Below are 25527 nucleotides of genomic sequence, written 5' to 3' on the forward strand. Positions count from 1 at the left end.
CAGCCGTCGCATGAGCTGTCTTATTTGTCAGGGTGGGGGTAGAGCAGATGGTGGACACGGACTTTGTGACGGCACCGGACGGAAGAACCATTGCGTACGCGGAGTGGGGTGTGCGTGACGGGCGGCCGTTGTTCCTGATGCACGGCTGCCCCGGTAGTCGCTACGTGCGGCACATCGGCGATCTCTACGAGCGGCATCAGGTCCGCGCGATCGCCTATGACGTGCCCGGCTACGGGCGATCGACGCGTCGTCCGGGCCATCGGGTCGTAGACGCCGCCGAGGACGTCGCGCTGATCGCGGACCAGCTCGGGATCGACGAGTTCGCCGTACTCGGAATCTCGGCGGGCGGTCCGCGGGCTCTCGCCGTGGCTGCCCGGTTGCCTGAGCGAGTCACGCGATGTGTAACCGAACTCAGCCCCGCCGAGTACGCCGCATCCGACCTGGACTTCTTCGCCGGTATGTCCGAGGCCGAGGTCGGCGAATGGGAGCGGCCCGCAGCCCACGACGCCGCCTGGCTCGCCGAACATGACTTTCGCGATCTGGTTGCCTGGCTCGACGCGGCTGACCCGTTGCCCGAGGTGTCCGGGGAACTGCACGACATGCTCCTGCAGGCGTTTCGGGAGGGCATCGTCAACGGGCCGGGTGGCTTCGTCGACGACCTGATCTCGCTATCCGCCCCCTGGGGCTTCACACTCGACGAGGTAAAAGCTCCGACCAAGGTCATGGCCGGAACCGAAGACGAAGGCATTCCCCGCCAGCACACCGAATGGCTCGTCGCGGGCATCCCTGACGCCGAGGCGGTCTGGTCCCCAGGCGGCCACATCGCGGACCACTCGGCGGCCGAAGAGCGCTTGATCAGTTGGCTCGCAGGTACCCGTTCTTGATCGCCTCACATCGGCCAGGGTTGGTGAAGCGCGTGGCAGTCATTCCGCAGGCCAGAGGCTCGAAAGCGCTCTGACCTGCGGTGATGCGGGGTAGGGCGGACGGGACTCGAACCCGTGACCCAGGGATTATGAGAGCCACGCCACTTGCCACACCGCTCCACTTCAGGCTCCCGGAGTTCGGGATCGAGCACCTCTAGCTGACTGAATCCACTCTGTTTGACGCGATTTCATGTCACGAGTCATGTCACGCGATCGCAGATCGGGCTGGACTCGGCCGTCCGCGCTTGTGATCCGCCAACAGATCCGCGACACTCGTCCGCCACCTGATGTGCGACGCGTGGTCTAGGAGATTGAGGTAGCGGTCCGTGGCCGGCTGCCGTTTCGGGCTCTTATGGATCAAGGGCGCGCCTTCGGCGCGCGGCAGCAGGACGCTTCCACGTCCACGCGATCCCAACTGCCACGAGTCGCGTGAAGCCGTCCCCCGCTTGTTGGCCCCGTCCCCTGGCCGCTCGATTGTCCGGCCATCACGACCCATGTCAAGAGCGCTACGCGCCCCTACGGATCGGCAAGCCGACTCTCGACATGCGCCGAGCTGGCCTGGGTTTGGCCGCTATCAGGGGGACGGGGCAGGTGTAGCACCAGGGGCATCGTCCGCATCAGCAGGTGTCTCAGCCTTCAAGGCCGCCAGCTCAGCCGGAAGTTCGAACAAATCCCGGAGCAGCGCCGCAGTGAACAGGAGCACCCGCTGCGCTGCATCGGTGTCTACTCGAACATCCGTGTGGTGAGCACCCAGATTCCCGACAACCCGGACGTGATGCAGTACATCGCCAAAGGACGTTGTGACGTGCCCGTCCGCGATCAGTTTCTTGATGCTGTTGACCAACGTCTTTTCGGCGGCACCGTAGTGCGCAGCGGCGGCCTCTAACGTCCTCCGGAGTTGTACCGCAGCGGCATCTGGGACACCCGCCCGCAGGACCTTGATGGCGTCGCTGTAGTACTGGGCGACGTCGGGCGGCAAGTGCTTGATTGCCTGGCCGAGATTGTCCCCTGCTGGCACGATCTGGAGCTCTTGATGGATGTGCTGGTCCGGCCCGTTGTGCTCTACAAGCATCGCCCCACCGCATGCCGGACAGGTCAACGGTGTCCAGTACCGAGCGCGTCCATCCCTGCCCGCGTACGAAGACAGCGGAGCCGCAATGCCCATCTGCGTATGCGTAAGCCCGCACCACGGGCAGTCGCGAAACGTCATGCTCTGGTCGAAACCCACAGTTCCCCCTCGTAGCGGTTCACTCACTAATCGAGCATCTGCGTCGGGCGTTACGGATGTTCACCCAGCCCGGCCGTCACTGCTTGCGCTTCCTCGGGGCGTCTGTCGCTCCCAAACAGATCGTCAGCCCCTAGTCTTCCGGGGTGAGGATCTGCGCAATTGTCGGCCTGGTGCTGACGTTGATCGGAACCGTTTTAGCGGTAGTCGCTCTGGTGCAGGACTGGAACGAACACGGTGGCGGCAAGCCGCTGATCCCGGTGGCTGCCCGCTTGTGGCGATGGCTGCGGCGCACGCCGCGAGTCCACAGCGTCTCGGCCGACACGACTGCCTCATGGAACGTCGCTGCGGCCACCGGCGAGGTTTATGTCAGCCCGCCGAGCGATGCAGGGGTCGATGTGCAGATGCGGTTCGTCCGTGAGCGCCTGATCGCGCTTGAGGCCCGGATCGCCAAAGAGCGCCGCGAAGTCGATCGGAGGATCAATGACGTCGAGACAGCAGGACGGGAGGCCGACGCCAGGTCGCAGACTGCACTCGCGGAGGTCAACGACAAGATCCGCGAGGTCGCCACGGGCAGCGTTCGGCTGGAGCTGTGGGGACTCGGGCTTGTCGGCGTCGGCTCGATCGTGTCGACGCTGCCCGCCGTGTTCGGCTGGCAGTGACGCAAGCGTGTCGCACCCGGCCCGCACCGTTGTGCGGGCTCTACCTTCTGTCCATGAGTGAGGGTCAGTGGAAGCACCAGGAGCACGACTTCATAGGTCCGGACGGCGAGTGGATCGCCGTCACGGTCGATGAGGACGGCTCGGTGGAGGTCTGGTACTACGACCACCGTTCGGTCGTCGTGCACCACGCTGTCGAGGACTGGACCGACGAGGGGCGGAAGAAGTGGATGACCAGAACCAGAATCGCGCCTGGTGAGCCGCAACCCAGCATCCCAGCCATAGAGTGACCGGTCATCGTCACCGTGCCTCGTTCGAGGGAGGCTCGTGGTCGGGGTCCTCGGCGCTCTCCCACCCCTCCAGTTCGGCCAGGGTGCAGAAGGCATGGCCGTAGCTGTCCTCCCAGCGGACCCTGTTGGTCAGGTCCCGCCCGTCGAGGGTGCAGACAATGGTTCGGCCGTCCATGTCTCCAGGGTCGGTCATCCTCACCAGACGGACCCAGCGTGGCGCTCGTCGTCTTTCGGGCTCGCTCGGTAAAGTCCCTTCTCCTGGCGGGTGAGAGGCGGGGATAGTGAGCGCGGACTGGGGGCAAGGGGTACCGCGTTTGCAAGTGCGGTGGTGGGAGCCGTGGCGCTTGGCTGGAATATGGTTGCCTGGCGCCGGCAGGGTCCAGTGTTGCGAGTTCGCGCGACATGCAATGGGCGGGGCAACGACATGCAGATCGCGGGCAGCGTGCGCAACACCGGGCGCTTCGACGCTCAGATCCAGCGTGCTGAGTTCCGCTGGAACACCTCCGGCGCGGGCGGATCGTCGAGCGTAGGGGCGATGGTGTCCTGTGATCTACCAGCCGACCACCCCGACCGCCTGGCCCTTGCGTCGCCTTTGGCCGCACAGGCGGGTCACGGGGGCTGACAGTCTGTAAGCGACCTTGTAGAGTGCTTCGCTCGAGGCATGCATGGGGAAATGACAGGGGGAACGCGTTGGCAAATATCGTTCAGTTTGAGGTCAACGGCCTTGGCGGTCGCAAGAAATCCATAAAGCGGAGCCTTCGTGAAACGACTGTCTTTTGGGGCGTAAACGGCTCTGGCAAGACGTCGCTACTCAAGATCTTGCATAGTGCATTACTCGACGACGCGACGCCGCTAATCCGAGTCCCATTCACGTCAGCCAGGGTCGTCATCGACGCCGGTGGTGACGTCTTCATGCGGGAGATTACGAAGCGGGAACTTAGATCACCAAGTGTAGTACGCCGGTTAGAGAGAGCCCGCGAGCTGGCTATGGCAAGAGGTCAGGTCTACTACGGCGACCTGGGTGAAGATATCAACGCAGCCCTCCCCTGGAACACAACTGGAAACGGCGAACCGGAGGAGCAGGAAGGCCCGATCCAACACGGATACCTGCCGATCTCAAGGGTGAGTGAAACGCGTCGGCGCGGCCCAAGGGGAAGTCGGCCCACGATGGAACTGGTCGACGAGGCCTCTTTTGACAAGCTGTTTGCAGGGGAGATTCAGCGCTTATGGTCTGACTATAATGCGCGGGCATTGGCCCAAATTTCAATAACCCAGGAACTTGGCCTGGCAAACGTATTCAATTCCGTCTTGGCCGAAGGGAGAGGGAAGCGCCATTTGCCCGAGGAGATGGACTTCAGTGAGGCGTTTCCCTTGATCAAGGCATTCTTCTCCGGCCAGCGGATGGGGAGAATGGTCAATATTCCGGAGTCGACCCTGCACAAGAATTATGCCGACAGTCAGTTGGTGCGGCAGGTGGTCACCGATATTGCAACCGTCCAACAGGGCATCGAGAAGGCACAAGAGCCGCAGAGAAAGATCGAACAACTCCTGTCCGATCTTTACAGCGGCGGCAAGGAGGTCACTCTCCAAGGGCGTGCGGTTTCCGTCTCTGCTAACGGCGAGGCCATCCCGCTCGAATCTCTCTCAAGCGGTGAGAAGCAGATGTTGCAGCTGCTTCTGGAGACTCTCGCCGCAGGGAATGCTCCGGTGATCATTGACGAGCCGGAGCTATCACTGCATGTGGATTGGCAACGCAGGCTTGTCGATTGCATGAGGATCGTAAATCCTGATGCCCAATTGATCATGGCAACGCATTCGCCTGAGGTGATGGCTTTTCTTCCAGATAGCATGATTTCTGAACTCTAAGTTTCCTGGTGGGGGGATTCTTTGCATGCCACGTCTGACTTATGGTCGCGCTGGGTTCTTGCGACGCATTAGGATGTCACACGACAACTCGCTCTTCGTCGTTGTCGAAGGTAAGGTCACGGACCGGTACTTCATTGAGAAGCTCTGTTCTGCAGAACAGACAGTCGGGCGAGCCGGTTACGAGATTTACATGGTCGAGCAAATCTCTGATGAAAATGGCCAGGTCTCCGGGGGAAAGGATGCGGTTCTCGCTCTCTTCGACTACTGCAAGGCCGAAGGCAAGTTGGCCCAGAAGAACAGTGGCGGAAGTCGATCGGTCGCTTTCGTGGTTGACCGCGACAGCGACAACATTACGGGCGGGAAGCGACGGTCTCCGCACGTTCTGTACACGTATTATGCTGACAGCGAGGCTCACGCTTTCGCGGATGGCGATCTCGTTAAGGCGTTGCAACCGGCTGCATCCTTAGATAAGGCAACAGCGGTCGAGGTCGTCAACAGTCTGGGAAATTGGTCTGAGAAACTCGCTGACGACTGGCGACCATGGATTGAACAGTGCTACCTGGCTAAGGCCTTGCGGTCAAGAACTTGGGTTGGTCTCGGGGCTGCTCACAGTCTTGTGCATAGTGGAGCCATGCGCAGGGAACTAGATTCACAGAAACTCGCCGCGGCGAAGGCGGCCGTTCGAGATACCTCGCTCTACAGTGGAGTGAAATACGACAGGATCGAAAAAATGGTTCTCGATAAGATCGACCGCGTTTATGCCGCTGGCCGAGGACGCGAACTGCTTAAAGGCAAATGGCTCGCCGCGCAGCTCACCGAATTAATTGAAAGCAGTTTCAATGATCCTAGGCAGAGAGTTGCTTGGGACAACGAGCACCTACGCAATATGATCGCCAAGTTTCTGATGAGCTTTCTGGATGTGGATGCACAGGGATCTATGTACATCAGGAAGAAGTTGGTCGGTCTCGCGGCCTGACAGTTCCTTGACCTCTTCCGATCAGCTTGAGTTAATCGCGCTGTCTCGGAGTCGGACGGCAGAGCGCTTCCCCTCGGGGACGCACCTAGGTCGATGGGATCCGGTCCGGCGCGGCTTGCGTCACGTCCTGGACTCCGGCGTGTTGTCAGGTTGACGTTTGGCGAGATCACGAGTCATTGCCTGACATGAGCTTGAGTTCGGTGAGTACCCAGTCCCACCGGAAGTCTCTTGCGACCTGGTCTCCGGTACCGGATTCGAGTGGCTTAAGTGATGTGGCTGAGCCGTTGTGCGGGTCGCGGATGCCGACTCCCGCATACCGGAGCACTGCGAGGGATGCGAGCCAGGCGGGGTGGCCGGCCAGGTCAGATTTGGCGAAGGGGGTCGCGACGGTTGGGGTGCGCGATCCGAGCGCGGCGCAGAGGACTGTCAGCGGGTAGGTGTTGGCGTTGCCGTTGGCCCATGCGTTGAGGGTGTTGAACGTCGTCGGCACGACCGCTACAGCGTCGGCCTTTGGCGCGCGCCTGGGTTCGCCCGGCCTCCGGTTACCAGTCAGGACGGGCGCGTCCGCCAGGTCTTGGCCTTCAAGCCACGGCAGCGCTGCGTCGGTGGGGATGACGTAGGGAGTCCAGCCGTGTTCGCGGGCCGTGCGTACACCGTCGCCAACGCGGGAGGCGAGGGGGGCGCCACAGGTGACGATGTAGAGAGTTCGACTGGTCACGCGAGGACTCCTGCGCGGGTTGCGATGGCGGTCAGGGCTGGGGTGGGTTTGCGGGCGCGCTTGAGTAGTTCGCGGACCAGCTCCCGGGCAATGGTGTGATAGCGGATCGACTCGGGGGCGACTCGTTCGGCCTGCTGTAGGTGGAGGATCGCTTCCATGTCGTTCTTGGCTTGAGCCTGTGCCCAAGCGAGGTCGAGATGCAGGCGCGAGCGGCGGCCTTGAAGACCAGCCGGCATGGCTTCGGTGTCGATTTCGGTTGCCACACGCAGTACACCAGACGGATCGCCGAACTCGGCCGCGACCGAGGCTCGATGGATCAGGACGTTCGTCGGGCCGAAGGCGGTCCACGAGTGGTTGCCGTCGTTTGCCAGGAGATCGGCGAGCTGCGTTGCCGTATTGAGTCGCTCGGTGGAGGTGGCGCGATCGGACCGGCGAGCGGCGATGACGGACGAGATGAGCCACAACGACCCGGCAAGCGATACGGCGTCCGGAGTGTCCGAGCCAGTGAGAGACATCAGACCTTCTGCCGACCGGACAGCGACGCGCTCAGCGTCATCGTTTTGCTGGCTGCGGAGAAGCGCGATGACCACCTGATAGGCGGCCATGCCTTGCGCAGCCTTCGACTCGGCGGCAAGGGCCGCGTGGGTGGCGCGGTCCGCGGCCAGCCAACCAAGGTGATGTTCGCCGACCTTGGTCAGGAGCTTGGAGGCCGCCGTGTAAACGGAGCATCGGGCGAGGTGTGTCTCCCGACCGTCGCGGCCTTGGTAGCCGTCGTACGCGTCTGCGGCCTGGATGAGGTCCGGCAGCATCGCGGTCGCCTTCTGGTACTGCGCTGCCTGATAGGCCTGGTTGACCTGCACAGCGCCGTTGCGGAGCTGCGGAAGAGGCCACGGTGACGTCGGCTCACCAAGCAGATGGTGGTAGCTCGCGAGTTGGCTGCGTACGGCGTCGACTGCCGTGACTTGCTCGGATGCGTCTGGCGCGAGGACCCAATCACGCCCGATCAGGTCAGCTACGTCGATACGCAAGACGGTCGCTAGGTCGTTGAGGGTGGACAGGCGATCGACGCCGCGAATGCCGCGCTCTACCTGTGAGAGCCAGGATCGCGACATTCCGATGAGGCCGGCGAGGGCGTCTTGCGACATTCCGCGCCGCTTGCGGTACGCCCCGATGCGCTCACCTACGTGCATCTGCACTCCTCCTCGTTGGTGTGGTCCCGTTCCTGTAGTGAACCGCCAGCTGGAGCGGACAATGCGCACAAAAGTGCGCAACCCGCGGAGTGCACATCAATCGATCGTTTCGCCGCCACGCTGCATGCATGAGCGAAGCCAAGTACACAGGAGAAGCCGCGAGTCGAGCGGAAGAACCTCAAGTCGAGGCACCATCGTCGGAGCGCAGGCGTGCTTCGACCACATCGAGTCTGCGCCGCAGTTCCTCCACGACCTCCCGTAGTGCAGATAGGTCATCGGTCGGAGGTACTCCATCCCGAGACGCGACGAACACGCCGCGGCCCCGCTGGGTGTACACGAGTCCCTCGAGACGCAGTTGTTCGATGGCCTTCTGCAGAGTCATCAGAGCAACTCCCCACTCGTTGGCGAGTTCGCGGCCGGACGGCAGCTTGGTGCCGGCCGCCAGTTCCCCGGCCTGGATTGCTCGGCGTAGTCCGTCAGCTACCTGGACATACGGCGGGCGTGGGTCGTTGGTCTCTACCTGCATACGTCAACCGTAGTCGGCCTAGGTAGCTAGGTCAGTCAGTCGGGCGCAAGTCTTGTTCATCCAAGTGACCTAGGTTAACCTAGGTCAACCTAGTTAACTCTTGATAAGGAGAGAGCGAGTGAGTGAAGACGCAACGGCCGCGGAGGCCGTACGGAAGTTCCTTAGCGTTGCCGCCGCCGCGAAGGTGCTCGGACTGTCTGAGATGACGCTCTATCGAGTGATCCAGGCGAACTCATTCCCGGCTGTCAAGGTCGGCCGAAGGCTGTTCATTCCGAGTCAGGCCCTCGATGACATGGCTGCCGCCGCGATCTCCAGCGGGGGAGTCGTGGACGCGGCCGAGTGGCGGCCGGCGCAGGTCGCCGGATGAGCCGCCAGTTGTCCTCACATCCCCAGACATCCAAGACCGGCCCTGCCGCAGGCGCCAACCAGAGCAGGGCCGGTTCTCCCGTCACTCAGCAGAGATTTCAGGAGGTGTCCAGCATGACTGATGCTGGTTCGCCGGGCACGGAATGGGTGCCTCGGTTTGGTGATCCGGAGGTGTCGCGCGATCGGGCGGACCTCATTCGCGGGCTGTTCGAGTTGGCGGGTTTTGTTGCCAACTACCCCGAGTTGCCGTTGCCGCAGGTCAACGCGGTGATGATCCCGGGCGGTTCGACAGATGCCGACGGCGTGTGGACGGTCGCTGCGGTGGCCGAGGCGCTCGGCGTCGCGACGGGGTTCGGCGGCGATGGTGCTTTCGTAGCGCAGTCCCGGTTTGGTCCGGTGTCGGTCCGGTGTGTCGCGCGGCTTGCCGCGCCGCCCGGCGGGGACCGTCGTGAGGCCGTGGCGGGGGAGGGTCGATGAACGAGTCGACTGCTGTGGATCTGGCGTGGCGGATGCACGACTCGGCTGCCGGCGCGATTGATCGAGCGGACACTAAGGCCGGGTTCGCGGCGACGGTGGAGACGGCTGCTGCGGCTGTGGTGTTGTCGCTGGTGTCGCAGGCGCACGGCTCCCCGCTGGTGGTTCGTGTGTTGTTCGGACTGTCGCTGATCGCCCTCGCGGTGGCGTTGGCCGCGGCGATGCTCGTGGTGACGCCGCGCCTTCACTACGCGGGTTACGAGTTGTCGCCGGGGGAGTTTCTGTATTTCGGCGCGGTGCGTCTTCGGTCGGTGAAGGAGTTGCGTTGCCACATCGATCCGACGGTGTACGGCGGCTTGGTCGCTGAGCCGTGGGAGGCGATCAGCCACCAGGCCAAGCGGCTGGCGGAGATCGCTTGGGCGAAGCACCGGCTGGCGCGGGTGTCGTTCCTGGCCGCTGCCGTCGGTGTGGCGATCTCTGCGGTCGCGGTGCTGGTGGGAGGTGCGCTGCGATGAACAGGCGTCCGACCGCCCGTGAGGGTGTGGTGTTGCCGAGGTTCGGTGCCGCGTCGGTCGCGGCGACTGTGCTGGGGCTGGTGTTGGTGTTTTGGGCGCCGAACGCGCTGGCGGTGCGGGCTGGTACGTGGACGGCGACGGTCGGCGGTGTGGGTGTCGTGACCGCTGCGCTGCTGTTCTGGCGGGTCGGTCCCGGCTTGCTGCTCGCGTTCCCGTTGTGGGTTGGGCTCGCTGGCGTCATTGCTTCTCGCACAGGAGCGCCAGGACACGCGGGTGCATGGTTGATCACCGGCGGCGTGCTCGCTGCACTTTCTGTCGTGCTTGTCTGGGTGAACCGCGCCGTCGGCAGCGGTGTCACCTTCGCTGCCTGGCTGCTCTACACAGGATCCCTGCTGCGGATCGTTCCGGCCCGCGCGAGTGCACACGCGTACTGGTGGCTCCTGATCGCCGCCGGCGTGCTGGCGCTGGTCGCAACAGTCGCGCGAGTGGTGCTGTCCCGCTCGAGTTCACGGGGCCTGCTGCGCAAGCTGCACCGCGCCGGTCGGGAGACTGACGGGCTGGCCTCGCAGGCCGACGTGTGGCGTGGCGCATCCGCCCGGGTAGTCCGATCGAAGGCGGCGCAGGTGCGTCCGAGCCTGGACGAGGTGTCTCGGTGGAAGCGGCGTCGGGTGCCGTTGTCTGAGCTGGGCGTGAAGGTGGCCCGGGTTGGCGCGGTCGGGATCTGGTCGTCGGCCGAGGATCACACGATCACCTTCGGTGGCCCGCGCAAAGGCAAGACGCAGCAGATCATGAACTACGCGGTCGAGGCACCGGGCGCACTGATCACGACGTCGACCAAGCTCGACCTGCTCGTCCACACCTATCCGCGCCGCGCGAAGCGTGGGCCGGTGTGGGTATTCGACCCGTCGGGCATCGTCCAGCCTGGCTCGCAGCTCGCCGGCCAGTTGGACGGCGACGAGTCGGTGACGTTTGTGCGGTTCAACCCGCTTGTTGGGTGCGAGCTGGCAGCGACGGCGATGGATCGCGCCGCGGATCTGATCGACGGTATCGGCCGGTCGAAGCATGACGGCCAGGGCGAGCGGTGGGACGGGTTCGCCAAGCAGACCCTGCAGTCGTTGCTGCACGCCGCGGCGATCGGCGGATATTCGATGTACGACGTGCAGCAGTGGGTCGCGCACCCGTCGGACCAGGCGAAGCGTGACGTGCTGTTCGAGCTGCGGATGGCCGGGCCCGAGGCCGCGGGCATGATGCAGGAGGCTACGCAGTTCTTCGAGAACAACCCCAACACCCAGAGCAGCATCAGTACGACGATCATGCCTGCGTTGAGCTGGCTGTCGGTTCCGTCCGCTGCCGCGTCGGCCGCGCCGGGCGGGCAGCAGTTCGACGTGCAGCAGCTGCTCGACGAGACCGGCACCGTGTACCTGCTCGGCGCGGAGGACGCGAAGACCTCACCATTGGTGACCGCGCTGACGGCGGATCTCGCGCGGCGCGCGAAGAGCATCGCGGCCGGTATGCCGGGGGAGCGGCTCGACCCGTTCCTGACGATGGTGCTCGACGAAGCCGCGCTGATCTGCCTGATCCCGTTGGACCGGTGGAGCGGTGACTTCGGGTCGCGCGGGATCTGCATGCACATCGCCGCGCAGTCCCGCGCGCAGATGCGGGAACGGTTCGGCGACGCCGCCACCGGTGCCCTGTTGACCAACACGAACACGAAGGTCGTGTTCGGCGGCACCGGTGACGACGACGACCTGCGCTACTGGTCGACGCTGGCCGGCGAGCGCGAAGAGCCCGCGATCACCCGGGACCGGGCCACCGGGTCGCGGTCGGAGACCACCCGACGCACTGCGGTGCTGAACCCGGGGCAGACCGGCGAGCTGCGCGCCGGCCAGATGCTTGTCATCAGCAACAACATGCCGCCCGCGATCGTCAAGGCCCGGATGTACTACCGGCGCTGGGACGTGCGCACCGAACGGTACGCCCACACAGCGCACCGGGTACGCGCCCAGCTCAACGCCGCCGGTGGCCGGGTCAAGGACCTGCACGCGGCCCGCGCATTCGCTCGTCAAGTGGATCGCTTCGGCGAGTGGATGCTCGACCGATTCGGATGGATGCTCGCACCCCTCACCGGAGACGACCAGATCGCCGCCGGCGGAACAGTCGTCAGCGCGAACACCCCGGTGAGCTCAACCCACCCGGGTCACGCCCGGGTGCGACTGGCCGCGGCTTTGACGTGGCTTGACGCTGCCGACCCGCTGCGAGAACTCGTCGCCCGGGTGCGACTCAACAGCTCAACCCGCAAGGCCCGCGCCGCACTCGCCGCGCGGACCGAGCGGCCAGTCGACCAGGAGGTGAAGTGATGGCTACGCGTCAGCTCACTGTTGCTCCGATCCCGCACGACTTCCCGTTCCCGATCTGCTCCCTGTGTCAGTTCCCGATCCCGGCCCACGACCTGGCCGGGCTCGAGTTCCAGCCTCGCCACGCCAGCACATGCCTGCCGGACGAACGACAGGACGCGACGCAGAGTGCCTGCTGTCCGTCCTCGGGAAGGCGGGTGCGGCATGAGCACGCCGTTTGAGGCCGCGCGCAACGAGGTGCGGGTGCGGTGGGACTGCCAGGAGGTCTCCGAGCGGCTGCGGATCGACGCGGCCGGGGCCTACGACGAGAACGGCACACTGACCGGCTGGATCGCCGTCGATCCCATCGCGCTGCAGGACGCCATCGACGCCTACATCCACTGCCACTGCGAGGAGGGAGAGGCGTGAAGCACACCGATCACGACGATCCCGAGCAGACCGCGCAGAAAGCCGTCGCGGCGCTCGCTCGGGAGCTCGAGAAGCTGAGCCGCGAGGTGCAGGCATTGAAAGGCGGAATGCGGCAGACCGCCTCTAAGGGCACCGTGACCGAGCTCGCGAAGGTCGTGGAGAACCTCAGCGAGACGGTCATGAAGGTCGCCGCCGGCGGCGGTAAGAAGGCCAGCGAGCAGGATCCGGTGCGGTCCTGGCTGCGGCTGCCCGAGGACGAGACCGCCGCACAAGAGGTGCTGTCCGAACTGGTGCCGTGGATGCAGACCGTGTACCTGCGCTACGGCGACGCCCGCGAGACGTTGCCGCCGTGCTGGCCGTGGCACCCCGAGATCGTCGAGGAACTGCTCTGGTTGATGGACGCCTGGTTCGCCGCCTTCTACGGCCCGGACGCGTCGCTTCGGCTGGTAGGCGACTGGCACGACCGGCAACGTCCCGGCGTGATGCGCCGCGTCGCCATCTACTCCACGGCCTGCGACCTGCCGACCCACCTCGACGAGGCCGGACAACCGGCAACCGCCTTGCCGCTCATCGACCAGCTCGACCCCTTCGTCACCTGGTGGGCAGGGGACCGCGACAACAACGGCCCCGCGCCCACCCGCGACCAGATCCACGCCGCCAGGCGCGGCGGACACGGCGCTGGGCAGGCCGGCGGGCTGACCGCCGTACCCCAGGACGGGAGCTACTGATGAACACCCTCACCAACATCCTCAACGACCTCGCCGCCGGCGACCCGTTGACGACGAAGGACGGCGTCGTGCTGCTCGTCACCGGTCTGCTCGCCGTCGCGGCTGTCGCCAGTGTCGGGTGGATGCTGCACCGCGCTGCCAGGTCGGTTGCTCGAAGCAACTTGTCCCGTGACTGGACCGGGCGGAAGGTGCTGATCGTCGTCGCGGTCGTGGTGGCTTTCGCGGTCGCCGGGATCGGCGGCACCCAATCGTTCCGGGCGGTCTCGGACAAGTTCGGCAGCGCGCTCGTGCCGTTGGTCGCCGACGGGATGGTCATCGCCTGCACCGCGCTGCGGCTAGCCGCTCTGACCCGCGGCTGGCGCATCCCGGGCGCCTTGTTCACGACCTATCTGTTCATCGGCGGCACGGTCGTACTGAACATCGACGCCGCGAACGGCGCGGTCGACGTTGCGATCGCGCACGCCCTCGCGCCACTGGCCTACGCCGTACTCGTCGAGATGCTCGCGCACATGCTGCGCCTCCACCTGAAATTGTCGCAGCCCGCGCGCCCGAAGCTGTCCGCGCTGACCTGGATCACCTCACCGGTGATCACGACCCGCGTGTGGCTTCACCTGGCCCGCACCGGCAACGACGACCCGATCCAGGCACGGGCACTCGTGCAGCAGGTCGTGCGCATGTCGTCCCGCCTCAACACCGTCTGCCCCAGCCGCCGCACCCTGCCGCTGGACTCCGCACGCGCTGCCCGGACGGCCGCGTTGCAGACGATCCGCGACGGCCTCCTGACCGCAGGACAGCTCGCCGCACTGCTACCGACCACCGAGCGGATCAGCGCGGGGGAGCTGCTCGCGCTCGTCGACTCCGCCGCACTCGGTCTCCCGGTCGCCGACAACGGTGCTGCCGGGCATGAGTCGCCGGCCGAGGTTCCGGCCTGGCTCGTTCTCTACCTGCTCGCAGTTGCTCGCCGTGACCAGATCCGTCCGGCCAAGACGGCGCACAGCGACATGGGGCTGGCCGACACTGGCGAGATCGACGAGGAGCCCGACGAGGAGCCCGACGAGGCGTCCACGGTGCTGCCTCTGATCGTCGGCTACGTCTTCGGCGCACTGCACCACCAGAACACGCAGCGCACCGACCGGAGCGCCGAGGTCGGACAGTTCGGCAGTGCAGGTGCTCCACCACTGCCGAACGGAGCACCTGCGCTGCACCACGGAATCCGCACCGGTGCAGCCGCATCAGAGCGCTCCCATTCTGCGAGCAGTGCAGCCGCGCCGGTGCACCACCCTGCGCCTGCACCGGCGGCCGCCCGCAACGGCGGTGCATCGGTGATCAGTGCATCGTTCGCCGAGCCTGCCCAGAGCAGTCCCGCGAACGGTGCGGGGAGTGGCGAGACCAGCCGGGCAAAGCAGTCCGACAAGCGTGACCTGGCAGAGCTGTTCGAGGTCTCGGCCCGCGAGCACGGCGGCGCGCCGTTGAGTCAGCGCGAGATCACCCGAGTTCTGGACTGCGGTTTCTCCAAGGCCCGTCGGCTCGCCGAGCTCGCCGGATGGGTCGAGCCCAAACACGACGACACATCCGACGTAGCCAACCCCGCGGCCTACGACCAGGCCGAGACGGCAACAACCGATGCCAACAGCAACAACCCAGACACCCAGCAGGCGAACGAAGCTGACGAACTCGAAATGAGCAACCACTGATGAAGGACACCGATCAGCGCGACTCGATCCAGGGATCAGCCATCGCGAAAAGCACCATCCGGCAGCGCCCCGAGGGCAGCCACAGGATGAAGAACCTGGATACACACCATTGCATCACGATCAAGTGGAGCCCTCACTCCGTCTGTCGAGTCGGGCTGGAGGCCGCCGTCGCGGCCTCTGGCATGGCCGCCTGCGCGGTCCTGGCCGCTGCCCAGGACGGCGCCCAGGCCGCCGTTTGTGGGCCGTGGACGGCAGGTGACCGCTGATGATGAGCGTTCACGCCGGACACAGCGCGGAGTATCTGACCGGCGCGGTGGCGGCCGGGCGGGAGAACTACTACACCGGCGCGACGGCCGCCGGCGAGCCGCCGGGCCGCTGGTACGGCCGGGGTGCTGCCGCGCTCGGTCTGCACGGCGAGGTCGACGCCCAGGACATGAACGCGCTGTACGAGCGGTACCTCGATCCGCGCGACGAGCGGTTCAAGGACCCGGCGTTGTGGGACGAGGCCGAAACGCTCGGCCACGCCGGGCGGGCGTACAAGACCGAGGCCGAGTGGTATGCCGCTGCTCTGGCCGCCGAGCCTGGAGCGGATGCGGAGCGGCGCGAGCTGCTCCACATCGAGGCGGGCAAGAAGGCGCAGAAGAACGTGTCGTTCCACGACGCGACGTTTTCGGTGCAGAAGTCGGTGACGGTGCTCCACACCGCCTTCGAGGCCCAGGAAGTCCGGGCCGCCGGCGCACTGGAGCGCGCCCGCAGCGCACTGGCCCAGGCGCACCAGAGCGGCTCGGGAGCGCTCCGGCTGCACCGTTTGGAGCAGGCGGTGCAGGCCTCAGCTACCGAGGCCGCGACCTGGCGGCAGCACCGCGAAGCGGTCGAGGCCGCGATCTGGGCGGGCAACAACGCCGCCCTGGACTACCTGTCCGACAAGGCCGGATACGTCCGGGTCGGGCATCACGGCGGCGCCGCCGGGAGGTGGGCCGACGCACACGACCTGACGGTCGCGTCGTTCTTCCAGCACGACTCCCGCGACCACGATCCGCAGCTGCACATCCACAACGCGATCCTGAACCGGGTTCAGGGAACGGACGGGAAGTGGCGCACGCTCGACGGCCAGGGCCTGTACAAGTACAAGGCCGCGGCCGGCGCGGTCGGCGAGCAGGTCATGGAGCAGCACCTCACGAAGTCGCTCGGTGTGCAGTTCAAGCTCCGCCCGGACGGAGAGGCCCGCGAGATCGTCGGGATCGACCAGTCCGTGATGGACCTGTTCAGCTCGCGACGGGTCGCGATCACGAAGAAGACCGCGACGATCGTCGCCGAGTTCCGGCAGCGGTTCGGCCGCGAGCCCAACGCGCTGGAACTCGAGCGGATCCAGGAACGCGCCACCAAGGCGACCCGCCGCGCGAAGTCCCACGACGGCGAGACTGCGGCGGAGCGGCTCGACCGGTGGGACCGCGAGCTGCGCGCCGAGGTCGCCGGCGGACTCGCGACGGTCGCCGACACCGTGCTGTCGAACCGACAGCACCAGATGACCCCGGCACCGCTGGACGAGGACGCCGTCCTGGAGACCGCGCTGGCCACGGTGCAGGAGAAACAGGCCGAGTGGCGCGAAGGCGACCTGACCCGCGCGATCAGCCTCGCCCTGCCCGACGCGCTCGGCGGACTCGACGCCGCGCAGGTCACCGAACTGCTCGAACGGCTCACCCGCAAGGGCCTGGACCGAGCCGTGAACCTCGGCACCGCCAAGCCTGGCAGCCAGGAGCTGCCCGCCGAGTTGCGCCTGGCCAACGGCCGGTCGTCGTACGAGGCGCCCGGCCGTTCGACCTACGCGACCCCGGGGCATCTGAACGCCGAACGCAAGCTCGCCCGCGCTACCTACCCGGCCGGGGCTCCGGCTACCACGTCGCAGCAGGCCGGAGCGTTCGTGAAGCAGCTGGCCAAGACCGGGCTTGAGCTCGGCGACGACCAGGCCGCGGCCGTCCGCGGCATCCTCATGTCCGGGGCGATGACCGAGGTACTGGTCGGCCCGGCGGGCACGGGGAAGTCCCGCGTCGTCGGCGCCCTGGCCAAGGCGTGGACCGACCCGACGCTGTGGCCTTCACTGGGGCACGGCGAACGGCGCCGGGTGATCGGCCTGGCCTCGTCGCAGATCGCGACCGAGGTCCTGGCCGCCGACGGCGTACCCGCGGTCAACGTCGCCCGCTGGCTCCGCGCCCAGCGGCAGCTGGTCACCACCCACTTCGTCGACGGCGACTGGCTGGTGCGAGAAGGCGATCTCGTCGTGCTGGACGAGTCGGGCATGACCAGCACCCAGGATCTTGCCCAGATCCAGGAACTGTGCGACCAGTTCAAGGCCAAGCTGGTCCTCGTCGGCGATCAGCGCCAGCTCGCCGCGGTCGGCGCCGGCGGCGGCATGGACCTGATCGCGTCCCGGGCGCTGACCCACGAGCTGACCGAGACCCGCCGGTTCGCCGAGCCATGGGAAGGCCCGGCGTCGCTGCGGCTTCGGGCCGGGGACGAAACGGTGCTGGCCGTGTACCACCGCCGCGGACGGATCATCGACGGCGGCAACGTCGAGCGCGCCGAGACCCTCGCCGGGGACGCGTGGCTGTCCGACCGGCTCAACGGGAAGCACTCGCTGTTGCTGGTCGATACCAACGACCAGGCCGCCCGCGTCGCAGCTCAGCTGCGGTCCCGGCTGGTCGGGCTCGGCCTGGTCGACGACACCAGCACCGTCAAGCTCGGCCTGCAAGGCACCCGCGCCGGTGCCGGTGACATCATCCAGGCCCGCCGCAACGACTGGACCATCGCCGGGCACCTCGGCAACAAACGCGCGGCCATCAACCGCGCCCAGTACCGGATCCGGGAGGTGCTGGCCGACGGCAGCCTGCGGGTCGAGGCGCTCGGCCACGGCGGCACCGACCCCGCGACGCCTGGCGAAACGATGGTCCTGCCCGCGCAGTACGTCGCCGAGCATGTCGCGCTCGGCTACGCCTCCACCGTCCATGCCGCCCAGGGCCTCACGGTCGACGGCTGCTACGGCGTCGTCACCTCGGCGACGTCGCTGAACTCGCTCTACGTCCAGGCCAGCCGCGGACGGTCCACCAACATGCTGTACGTCGTCACCCGGGCCGCACCGAACGGCGCCGAGACCGGCGACACCGCACGGTCGCTGCACCGCTCGCCGCGCGCAGTGCTCTCGGCGATCCTGGACGCCGCCGACGAACGCCGACAACGGTCAGCGACCGAGGCCCGCGACGAGTCCGCGACCGACGCCGCCCGGCACCGCACACCCGCCGAACTGCTCACCGACGCCATCAGCCTGGCCACCACCAGCCGCGCCGCGCGGTGGCTCGACACCGCCGCCGCCAACGGACTGCTCACGATCAAGCAGCGCAGCAAACTCGCCGCAGAAGCCGGCGCAGCAACCCTGACCGCCCTGCTGCGCCGGGTCGAACTCGCCGGCCACGACCCCGAGGCCGTGCTGACCGAGGCAATCGCTCGCCGCGATCTCGGCAACGCCCGCGAACTGTCCAACGTGATCCACGACCGGATCACCAAAACAACCCGGCTCGACCCCGAGGGCGCCACCTACAGCGAACGCCTCCCTGCAGTCGACGAGCCGGAATGGGCCGACTACCTCCAGCGCCTCGCCTTGGACGCCGACAACTCCGCGAGAGACCTCGCGTTCGACCTCGCCGAGCAACAACCCGCTTGGCTTGTCGAACAGATCGGCCGCTGCCCAACCGAGGATACGGACGCCCGCGAGACCTGGATCACGCGCGCCGCCACGATCGGCGGCTACCGCGACCTGACCGGTCACGACTCCGACACCGACGCCATCGGTGCCGCGCCCCCTGCCGGACAGACCGAGGCGCATGCCGCATGGCGTGCCGCGTGGGACGCACTCGGCCGCCCCGACGACCAACGCGCAGAAGCCGAGATGACCGTCGGCCAGCTCCGCGTCCGGGTCGCCGCCTACCAACGCGAACAGAACTGGGCACCGCCCTACGTCGGCGAAGAACTCGCCGCCACCCGACAGGCCGCGGACAAGGCCCGCCAGCAAGCAGCCCTGCGCGACGCCGAAGCCGACGCGACCACCGAACGCGAGGCCCGCGAGCGGCTGCGCGCCGAGGCAGACGACGCACGAGCGCTGGCCAAGGCTCATGACGCGATCGTTGCCGACCTCGTCGAGGTCGACGAAGCCCGTGCGCGATGGCTCGCCCACACGGCAGCCACCAAGCAGGCCGCGAGCCGGGCAAAGGACGAGCTGAAAACCCGCGGCATCGAACTGGCCGACGAGGCCGCGTCGACCGAGGGAACCACGGCAGCCGAATGGCTCGCCGCGGAGCGCGAGCACGACGACTGGACCGTGGTCGACGAGCGCGACCTGGCCGAGGTCGCGGACGCAAGAGAACGCGACCTCGCCATCGCCCAGCCCGCGGACGAGTTCGTCGAGGCCGAGCTGGTCCACGACCAGCTCCCGACACCCGACGAGCACGGCGCGACCACAGCGGCGGACGCGATCCCGGACGCCGACGTCGTCGAAACCGCGACGGCGGACGAGGCCGCAGCCCCGGACGAGACGGGCGAGGGTTCGTTTGCTGCTGGCAACGAATCCTGGCAGCGGCTCGACGCCGACCAGGTCAGCGCCGAGCCGCGAACCGACTTGCGGGAGGCCACAGCCGGCGAGGAGCGCGTCCTCGAAGCCGACGACCTGCGCGTACCGACCGCCGAGGAGACAGCCGAGGCAGTACGGCGAGCGCAACGCGCGCTGATCGAAGTCCGGCAACGCGACAGCGCAGACGCCCAACGCGAGGCCGACGAGGACGCCTTGCGGGACGAGGAGCTCGCCCGCTGGCACGACCACGACCAGCACCACCTAGAGCAGTACGAGCAACAGCCCGAAACCATCGGGCTCGACTGAATCCTCGCCGAGGAGCGGAGGTGCTCTCCCGCCCGGCGGGCAGGAGAGCACCCCGGCCTCCGGCCGGGACGAAAGACCTTCTGTGGCTGGGTTTGGCGGGCGGCTAGCGGACCAGGTCCCCTCCAACCAAGTCGGTTCCGGCAGTTCTCACCTGGAGGACAAAGAGCGTCCACCAGCTGACAACGACCGGAACCGACTTGGTCGGAGCCTCTGACCCGGCCCGCTAGGCGGCAGTAGCCGGCAGGCCCCAAAGGACGGGGCTGCCGCTACACAAGCCCACCAGCGGGCAACGGACCAGTCGCAAGGAGACAACCGTGCAGAACCCGACCAACACCCAACCGCTCACCGAGCAAGAGGCCGAAGGCAACAACATTGCCTGGCCCCAGCACCGCGACGTCACCCCCGCACCGCAGCCGATCCGCAACGGCCAGCTCCTGAGCGTGTGCTCGTGCGGCCAGACGTTCATCGGCATCGACGCCGACCACGCCGACTGGCAGCTCAACGACCACATCGACGACACCGAGAAGCCCGAGAAGGCCACGCAGGCCCAGAAGGCCGCCAACTAACCCACCGGCTCGGGGAGCGTCGTGGTGAAGGACCACGCACCCACGGCGCTCCCCGCACCACCTCTGAAAGGAGCTGAACGATGACGTTGACCTTGACCGATCTGTTCTGCGGTGCCGGTGGCTCGAGCACGGGCGCCGTTCAGGCCCCGGGCGTCACGGTACGGATCGCCGCGAACCACTGGCAGCTGGCCGTCGACGTACACAACCTGAACCACCCCTACGCCGACCACTCCACCGCCGATCTGCACAAGGAGAACCCGGGCTACTTCCCGCGCACGGACCTGCTGTGGGCGTCGCCGGAGTGCACGAAGTGGACCCAAGCCAACAGCAACCCGCTGCCCGCGATCGAGGAAGGACTGTTCGAGGACCCGCTGTCCAGCGAGGCCGCGCAACGGTCGCGGCTGCTGATGTTCGACGTGTTGAAGTTCGCCGAGTACCACCGCTACCAGGTGATGATCATTGAGAACGTCGTGGACATTGCGCTGCGACCGAAGTACCGGGTGGCGTGGCAGCTGTGGCGGCAAGACCTGATGAAGCTGGGTTACCAGTTCCGCGTGATCTCGCTGAACTCGATGCACGCGCAGGCGTACGGGATGCCCGCACCGCAGTCCAGGGACCGGATCTACATCGCCTGCTGGCGGAAGGGCTCGCCGGCGCCGGACTTCGAGCAGATCCTCAGACCGCGCGCGTACTGCACCAAGTGTGACGAGGTCGTGGAATCGCGGCAGGCGTGGAAGCCGGGCCGGACGGTCGGCCGCTACCGCGACCAGTACGTGTACGTGCACGCCGCCTGCGGAACGATCGTCGAACCGGCCTACCTGCCCGCCGCAGCTGCGATCGACTGGACGATCCCCGGTCAGCTCATCGGCGACCGGCTCCAGCCCAAGACACGAGCCAGGATCGCGGCCGGGATCGCGCGGTACTGGGGGCAGGCGTTCCACCTCGAAGCAGCCGGGAACCAGTACGACGCCGCCGACCCGAACCACCCGCGCCACGGCGACCCGGACGCCTACTACCGCGCCTGGGCGATGAACGACGTACTCCGGACACTGCACACCACCGCTTCCAAAGCGCTCGCGGTGCCGGTCGAGGGGCGCGAGGGCAAGCAGGCGCAGACCGTGGACCTGCCGTTCAGGACGCAGACGACCCGCGCCGAGACGGCACTCGTGACGCCGTTCGTTGCCGAGCTGCGCGGCGGCGGTTCAGATGCACGATCGATCCTGGAACCGGCCGCGACGTTCTGTGCAAGCGGCAACCATCACGCACTGGTCACCCCGGCCGGCGGATCGTGGAACGACGACGCCCGACCGGTCACCGCCCCACTGCGCACCCTCATGACCCGTGATGCCTACGCGCTGGTGTCGCCCTACTACGGCAACTCCCACACTGCCCGGCCCGCTACGGATCCGCTCGGTGCTCTGACCACTGTCGACCGGTACGCGCTGGTGCACCGCAACAACACCGGCGGCGCGGAAATGACCACCTCCGTCAACGACTACCTGCGCACCTTCACAACCGCCGGGCACCAATCGCTCATCCAGACCGGCCCCCGCGGCGGTCGACCCAAGAGCACCCCGGAAGACCTCAAAGCCGCCGAGCAGATGGTCCCCGAATGCCTGTTCCGCATGTTCACGCCCGGCGAGGTAGCCGCCGGAATGGCATTCCCCACCGACTACTCCTTCTCCGTTATCAACCCCAAGACCGGCAGGCCGCCCGCGAACAGGGACCTGGTGAAGATGTGCGGCAACGCCGTCACCCCGCCCGCCGCGCGTGACCTGATCACCGCCGTCGTCACGTGCCTCGGGCACGAACCCGCTGCCTGACGAGGCCAGGGGAGGGGCGGCGATCGCGCCGCTCCTCCCGGCCCCTTACCAGCTAGGAGAACAACAATGAGCACCACAGCACGTGCGGTGAACAGCCCGGAACGCGTGAGTGCTGGAAGAGGTGGTCGATTGGCTCGGTCAGCGCTCTGGCACGCTGCCCGCGGTCTGGTCGTGTTTCCGCTCCGACCGGGATCGAAGAGGCCGGCGGTCGACGACTGGCCACACGCAGCCACCACCGACCCCGGCCAGATCGCTCAGTGGTGGAGCGATGCTCCGTACAACATCGGTGTCGCCACCGGCCCCTCGAACCTGCTGGTGATCGACCTGGACCGACCCAGGCATCTAGGCGAGAGCCCACCTGAACCCTGGAACACCCGTGGTGTCACTTGTGGCCGCGACGTCCTCGAGCACCTGGCCAGCATCGCCGGTCAGCGGCTTCCCCGTACCTGGACTGTCACCACTGGCTCCGGTGGACAGCACCTGTACTTCCGGCAGCCCGGTGAGATCGTCCTCGGCAATACCGCTGGGAAGCTTGGATGGAAGATCGATACCCGCGGCAATGGTGGCTATGTGGTCGCAGCGGGGTCGGTGACCCGAGGCCAGCGGTATCGAGCCGACCTCATCCGACGTCCCCAGATCCTGCCGGCATGGATCATCGCAGGCCTCACCGCACATGCTCTGCCGGCACCGTGCCCGGGACCGTCTTCAGGTGTGCGTGTACTCGGTCCGGCCTACGGGTTGAAGGCTCTGGAGGGGCAACTCGACAAGCTCCTCACGTCGACGCCCGGGTATCGCAACGACCAGCTGAACGCGTCCGCATACGCCTTGGGACGCGTCGCGGCGTCCGGCGCGCTCGATGCGCAAATGGTGAGTGATGAACTGCTGTCCGCCGCGCTGCGGGTCGGGCTCGGCCGGCGCGAAGCCGAACGCACAATCGAATCCGGGCTCACCGCCGGTCTCAGCAACCCACGCCGCATTGTCTCCTGACCGCGCCGCCGACAAGCACTACGGAGAACGCGACACCAGCTGAACACGCGACGGCGAACGTCGCACCGACAAGAAGCCCAGTCACACCACGCCGAGGTTCTGTAACGATTCGCCGACCTGGGGCCCGGTCGCGCCGAGCCCCCGCGCGCGGCCGGACTCTCTGGTTCCTCCGGGACGCGCTGACGCCCCCGCCACCCGGGTGGCCTGACCAGCAGAAGCTCAAATTCAGCAGTGGTCGCGACGTTCCCCTCCTCGCGCTCGTGTCGCGGGCGTCCGGCACTCAACTGGTGCGAACCACCGCCCGCGGTACTTCCCCAGCGGTCACAATCGACCAGCACGGCTCCGCGCGCCAGGCTCCGATAATCGGTCGGCAGGGGTGGAGATCCGATGTGCTGGTAACGTCGAGTGCAGTGCGGGCGGTCATTGCGACTGCGTGACTCGGTGAAGGCTGTACCCCCGTGTCACCAAGCCCCCACGCCTCGGGCGGGCCCTCGCCGGCGAGCTGAGGGGCCCGGCCCGATGGCCCGGTCCAGCGGCCCCGTCCTGAACTCCGTGAGGCATGGATCTCCAGCACGAGCCGACGGTCACGCTACCAACTGAATGGCAGGGCTTGTTCACCGAACGTGTCAGCCTGATCAGCTGAGTGTCGTTCGGCTGGAGTTGGGTGTGTTTAGGCGTCGGTTTGGGAAGATCTTGGGTATGGATCGCGACGGCCAGGCCATGGCTTCCGGGTTCACAAGCCCGGAGGAGCCCGAGGTGTCCGCGATCGATCTGGCTGGAGGTGACGCCGCCGAGCGGTTCGCCCGGCTGGCGATCGAACTCCATGATTCCGATGGTGTCGAGGAGACCGTCCAGGCGGTGGTGGACTTCGCGCTGCAGGCGCTGGACTGTTCGCATGCCGGCGTCGCCTTGAGTGTCGCGCGGGGCGATCTGGAGATCCCGGCCGTCACCGATCCGGTCGTCGCCGAGATCTACCAGCATCAGGTCGACGGCGGAAAAGGCCCGCTGGCCGAGTCGATGCGTGACCACTCGATTGTGCTGGTCCGCGACACGACCACCGACGATCGCTGGCCGCAATGGGCCGCCAAAGTCGTCGGGCTCGGCGTGCGCAGCGTCCTCGACGTACCGCTCACCACCGCAGCGGGAACGGTTGGCGTGCTGGGCCTGTACTCGGTCCACCCGGACGCGTTCGGACCCGACGAGGAGGCAGTCGCGCAGATCCTCGCCCGGCACGCCTCCGTCGCCGTCGCCAGCGCCCGGCACGAGGTCAACCTCGCGAACGCTGTCGACGCCCGCAAACTGGTTGGGCAGGCGATGGGCATCCTCATGGAGCGCTACGACGTCGACGGCGATCGCGCCTTCGCGATCCTGCGCCGCTACTCCCAAGACACCAACACCAAGCTCCGCGACGTCGCGGCCCAGCTGATCGAGACCCGCAAGCTGCCCCGCTGAGCCTGTCGGTGTAACGCCGACGCCTAGAGCGCGATGTGGCTAGTGAGGCGCCGGTGTGACTTTGGTGGGCGCCGGCGGTGTCAGGGGACCCGGATCGCGCGCGAGGTCAGGGTCTCCAGGATCCGGGAGTTCAGACCAGCAGCCCCGGAACCGACCACCGCCCGCACGGAGCGGTCACGCGCGCTGATTGGCGCAACGCGCGTGACCTGAGCAGCCAGCTCTCCCGCGCGGGCTTCCGGCCACCTGAGTGCCCGGTTCTCAGCATCGAGTCCTGTATTCAGCCGGCATTCAGCGTCCCAGCGGAGAGACGATCGAACGGCGATACGCTCTGCCCGCCTGCTGCCCCTGTCGTCGGTCCGCAACTGAGCAACTGCGCACACGCCAGGTTGTCTGCTGTGCTGAAGGCGTGCTCATGGACCGCTCGCAGAGCGCCATGGTCAACAGTTGCAAGCGCGGCTCGCGGCGGCTCACCCCCGCCAAATGACGGTTGTTGCCTGGGTACAGGGCGTTCAAGAACTGCGACGGAAGGAGCAGATGATGCCGGAGGCAACATCGAACCGCAACGGTGGCAAGGATTGGACCGGCGAGCAGGTGCAGCAGTTGCGGGAGCTTGCCGAGGGCAACACACCAGTGGGGGTGATGAGCGCGAAACTCGGGAGGACCGAGGATGCGATCCGGTCCAAGGCACAGTCGGAGGGCATCACACTGGCGCCGCCGAACCGGTCGCCGTACGGTGACATGAGCTGAGCACGGGCGCATGCTGGTGACGTGGCCGGCGGGTGGCGGTGCGGGAAGTGCGACGGGGCCGAGGTCCCAGAGCACCATCGGTGCTGCCCGTTGCGCAGCGCGTCGCTGCCCGTGAC

General features: G+C 66.9%; 24 protein-coding genes. 19 read left to right on the forward strand and 5 right to left on the reverse strand.

All coding sequences use genetic code 11. The annotated features are described in order from the left end of the window. Nucleotides 1-47: 47 nt before the first annotated feature. Entirely contained in the window at nucleotides 48-884 is an 837-nt protein-coding gene (locus FDA38_RS10970; protein ID WP_137253905.1) for an alpha/beta fold hydrolase, read from the forward strand. 613 nt (nucleotides 885-1497) lie between these two features. On the opposite strand, the gene FDA38_RS10975 is transcribed toward FDA38_RS10970, so the two are convergent. Beyond that, nucleotides 1498-1995 carry a DUF4145 domain-containing protein gene (locus tag FDA38_RS10975; protein ID WP_170989660.1) on the reverse strand — a complete coding sequence of 166 codons (498 nt, stop codon included), beginning with the start codon at nucleotides 1993-1995 and terminating at the stop codon, nucleotides 1498-1500. A gap of 299 nt (nucleotides 1996-2294) precedes the next feature. Here FDA38_RS10975 and FDA38_RS10980 point away from each other — a divergent pair, with 299 nt between their 5' ends. Together FDA38_RS10980 and FDA38_RS10985 are read left to right on the forward strand one after the other, a co-directional pair. Continuing rightward, nucleotides 2295-2810, forward strand: coding sequence for a hypothetical protein (locus tag FDA38_RS10980; RefSeq protein WP_137253907.1), 516 nt, complete (start codon nucleotides 2295-2297; stop codon nucleotides 2808-2810). 53 nt (nucleotides 2811-2863) lie between these two features. Beyond that, entirely contained in the window at nucleotides 2864-3097 is a 234-nt protein-coding gene (locus tag FDA38_RS10985) for a hypothetical protein (RefSeq protein ID WP_137253908.1), read from the forward strand. Between the two features lie 10 nt (nucleotides 3098-3107). On the opposite strand, the gene FDA38_RS42150 is transcribed toward FDA38_RS10985, so the two are convergent. Further along, nucleotides 3108-3272: a hypothetical protein gene (locus FDA38_RS42150; protein ID WP_170989661.1), complete on the reverse strand. Its 165-nt coding sequence runs from the start codon at nucleotides 3270-3272 to the stop codon at nucleotides 3108-3110. Nucleotides 3273-3787: 515 nt separating this feature from the next. Here FDA38_RS42150 and FDA38_RS10990 point away from each other — a divergent pair. Both FDA38_RS10990 and FDA38_RS10995 read left to right on the forward strand, forming a co-directional pair. Then, a complete protein-coding gene (locus FDA38_RS10990) occupies nucleotides 3788-4963 on the forward strand; it encodes an AAA family ATPase (RefSeq protein WP_137253909.1) in 1176 nt (391 codons plus the stop codon). Nucleotides 4964-4988: 25 nt separating this feature from the next. After that, a complete protein-coding gene (locus FDA38_RS10995; RefSeq protein WP_137253910.1) occupies nucleotides 4989-5939 on the forward strand; it encodes a hypothetical protein in 951 nt (316 codons plus the stop codon). A 166-nt stretch (nucleotides 5940-6105) separates the two neighbouring features. Here the strand turns inward: FDA38_RS10995 and FDA38_RS42155 are convergent, their stop codons facing one another. From FDA38_RS42155 to FDA38_RS11010, 3 genes are all read right to left on the reverse strand, one after another. Further along, nucleotides 6106-6657: a flavoprotein gene (locus FDA38_RS42155; protein WP_170989662.1), complete on the reverse strand. Its 552-nt coding sequence runs from the start codon at nucleotides 6655-6657 to the stop codon at nucleotides 6106-6108. Beyond that, the gene (locus FDA38_RS11005; protein WP_137253912.1) at nucleotides 6654-7847 is read right to left on the reverse strand and encodes a helix-turn-helix domain-containing protein; all 1194 of its coding nucleotides are present in this window, start codon (nucleotides 7845-7847) and stop codon (nucleotides 6654-6656) included. Before FDA38_RS11005 ends, FDA38_RS42155 begins: the two co-directional genes overlap by 4 nt. Before the next feature lie 178 nt (nucleotides 7848-8025). Continuing rightward, nucleotides 8026-8373, reverse strand: a complete 348-nt coding sequence (locus FDA38_RS11010) for a GntR family transcriptional regulator (RefSeq protein WP_137253913.1) — start codon at nucleotides 8371-8373, stop codon at nucleotides 8026-8028. Between the two features lie 118 nt (nucleotides 8374-8491). Here FDA38_RS11010 and FDA38_RS11015 point away from each other — a divergent pair, with 118 nt between their 5' ends. From FDA38_RS11015 to FDA38_RS11080, 14 genes are all read left to right on the forward strand, one after another. After that, entirely contained in the window at nucleotides 8492-8740 is a 249-nt protein-coding gene (locus FDA38_RS11015) for a helix-turn-helix domain-containing protein (protein WP_137253914.1), read from the forward strand. Between the two features lie 113 nt (nucleotides 8741-8853). Then, nucleotides 8854-9216 (forward strand): hypothetical protein, encoded by a 363-nt coding sequence (locus tag FDA38_RS11020; RefSeq protein WP_137253915.1) that lies wholly within the window; start codon nucleotides 8854-8856, stop codon nucleotides 9214-9216. Continuing rightward, a complete protein-coding gene (locus tag FDA38_RS11025; protein WP_137253916.1) occupies nucleotides 9213-9728 on the forward strand; it encodes a Pycsar system effector family protein in 516 nt (171 codons plus the stop codon). Before FDA38_RS11020 ends, FDA38_RS11025 begins: the two co-directional genes overlap by 4 nt. Further along, nucleotides 9725-12085 (forward strand): TraM recognition domain-containing protein, encoded by a 2361-nt coding sequence (locus tag FDA38_RS11030; protein ID WP_137253917.1) that lies wholly within the window; start codon nucleotides 9725-9727, stop codon nucleotides 12083-12085. Before FDA38_RS11025 ends, FDA38_RS11030 begins: the two co-directional genes overlap by 4 nt. A 201-nt stretch (nucleotides 12086-12286) precedes the next feature. Next, nucleotides 12287-12490 (forward strand): hypothetical protein, encoded by a 204-nt coding sequence (locus FDA38_RS11035; RefSeq protein ID WP_137253918.1) that lies wholly within the window; start codon nucleotides 12287-12289, stop codon nucleotides 12488-12490. After that, nucleotides 12487-13218: a hypothetical protein gene (locus FDA38_RS11040; protein WP_137253919.1), complete on the forward strand. Its 732-nt coding sequence runs from the start codon at nucleotides 12487-12489 to the stop codon at nucleotides 13216-13218. Before FDA38_RS11035 ends, FDA38_RS11040 begins: the two co-directional genes overlap by 4 nt. After that, complete coding sequence (locus FDA38_RS11045) at nucleotides 13218-14912, forward strand: DUF2637 domain-containing protein (protein ID WP_137253920.1); 1695 nt, start codon at nucleotides 13218-13220, stop codon at nucleotides 14910-14912. Before FDA38_RS11040 ends, FDA38_RS11045 begins: the two co-directional genes overlap by 1 nt. After that, nucleotides 14912-15178 carry a hypothetical protein gene (locus FDA38_RS11050; RefSeq protein WP_137253921.1) on the forward strand — a complete coding sequence of 89 codons (267 nt, stop codon included), beginning with the start codon at nucleotides 14912-14914 and terminating at the stop codon, nucleotides 15176-15178. The genes FDA38_RS11045 and FDA38_RS11050 overlap by 1 nt, the downstream gene beginning before the upstream one ends. Then, nucleotides 15178-19836 (forward strand): MobF family relaxase, encoded by a 4659-nt coding sequence (mobF, locus tag FDA38_RS11055; RefSeq protein ID WP_137253922.1) that lies wholly within the window; start codon nucleotides 15178-15180, stop codon nucleotides 19834-19836. The genes FDA38_RS11050 and mobF overlap by 1 nt, the downstream gene beginning before the upstream one ends. 314 nt (nucleotides 19837-20150) lie before the next feature. Then, nucleotides 20151-20402 carry a hypothetical protein gene (locus tag FDA38_RS11060; RefSeq protein ID WP_137253923.1) on the forward strand — a complete coding sequence of 84 codons (252 nt, stop codon included), beginning with the start codon at nucleotides 20151-20153 and terminating at the stop codon, nucleotides 20400-20402. An 80-nt stretch (nucleotides 20403-20482) separates the two neighbouring features. Continuing rightward, nucleotides 20483-22225 (forward strand): DNA cytosine methyltransferase, encoded by a 1743-nt coding sequence (locus tag FDA38_RS11065; protein ID WP_137253924.1) that lies wholly within the window; start codon nucleotides 20483-20485, stop codon nucleotides 22223-22225. Nucleotides 22226-22291: 66 nt separating this feature from the next. Next, nucleotides 22292-23212 (forward strand): bifunctional DNA primase/polymerase, encoded by a 921-nt coding sequence (locus FDA38_RS11070; protein WP_137253925.1) that lies wholly within the window; start codon nucleotides 22292-22294, stop codon nucleotides 23210-23212. Between the two features lie 756 nt (nucleotides 23213-23968). Beyond that, on the forward strand, nucleotides 23969-24664 hold the full coding sequence (locus FDA38_RS11075) for a GAF and ANTAR domain-containing protein (RefSeq protein ID WP_233714638.1): 696 nt from the start codon (nucleotides 23969-23971) through the stop codon (nucleotides 24662-24664). Between the two features lie 537 nt (nucleotides 24665-25201). Further along, nucleotides 25202-25411 carry a hypothetical protein gene (locus FDA38_RS11080; protein ID WP_137253927.1) on the forward strand — a complete coding sequence of 70 codons (210 nt, stop codon included), beginning with the start codon at nucleotides 25202-25204 and terminating at the stop codon, nucleotides 25409-25411. The last annotated feature ends 116 nt before the right edge of the window (nucleotides 25412-25527 follow it).

This window comes from Kribbella jiaozuonensis, from assembly GCF_005233875.1.
GTDB classification, from domain to species: domain Bacteria; phylum Actinomycetota; class Actinomycetes; order Propionibacteriales; family Kribbellaceae; genus Kribbella; species Kribbella jiaozuonensis.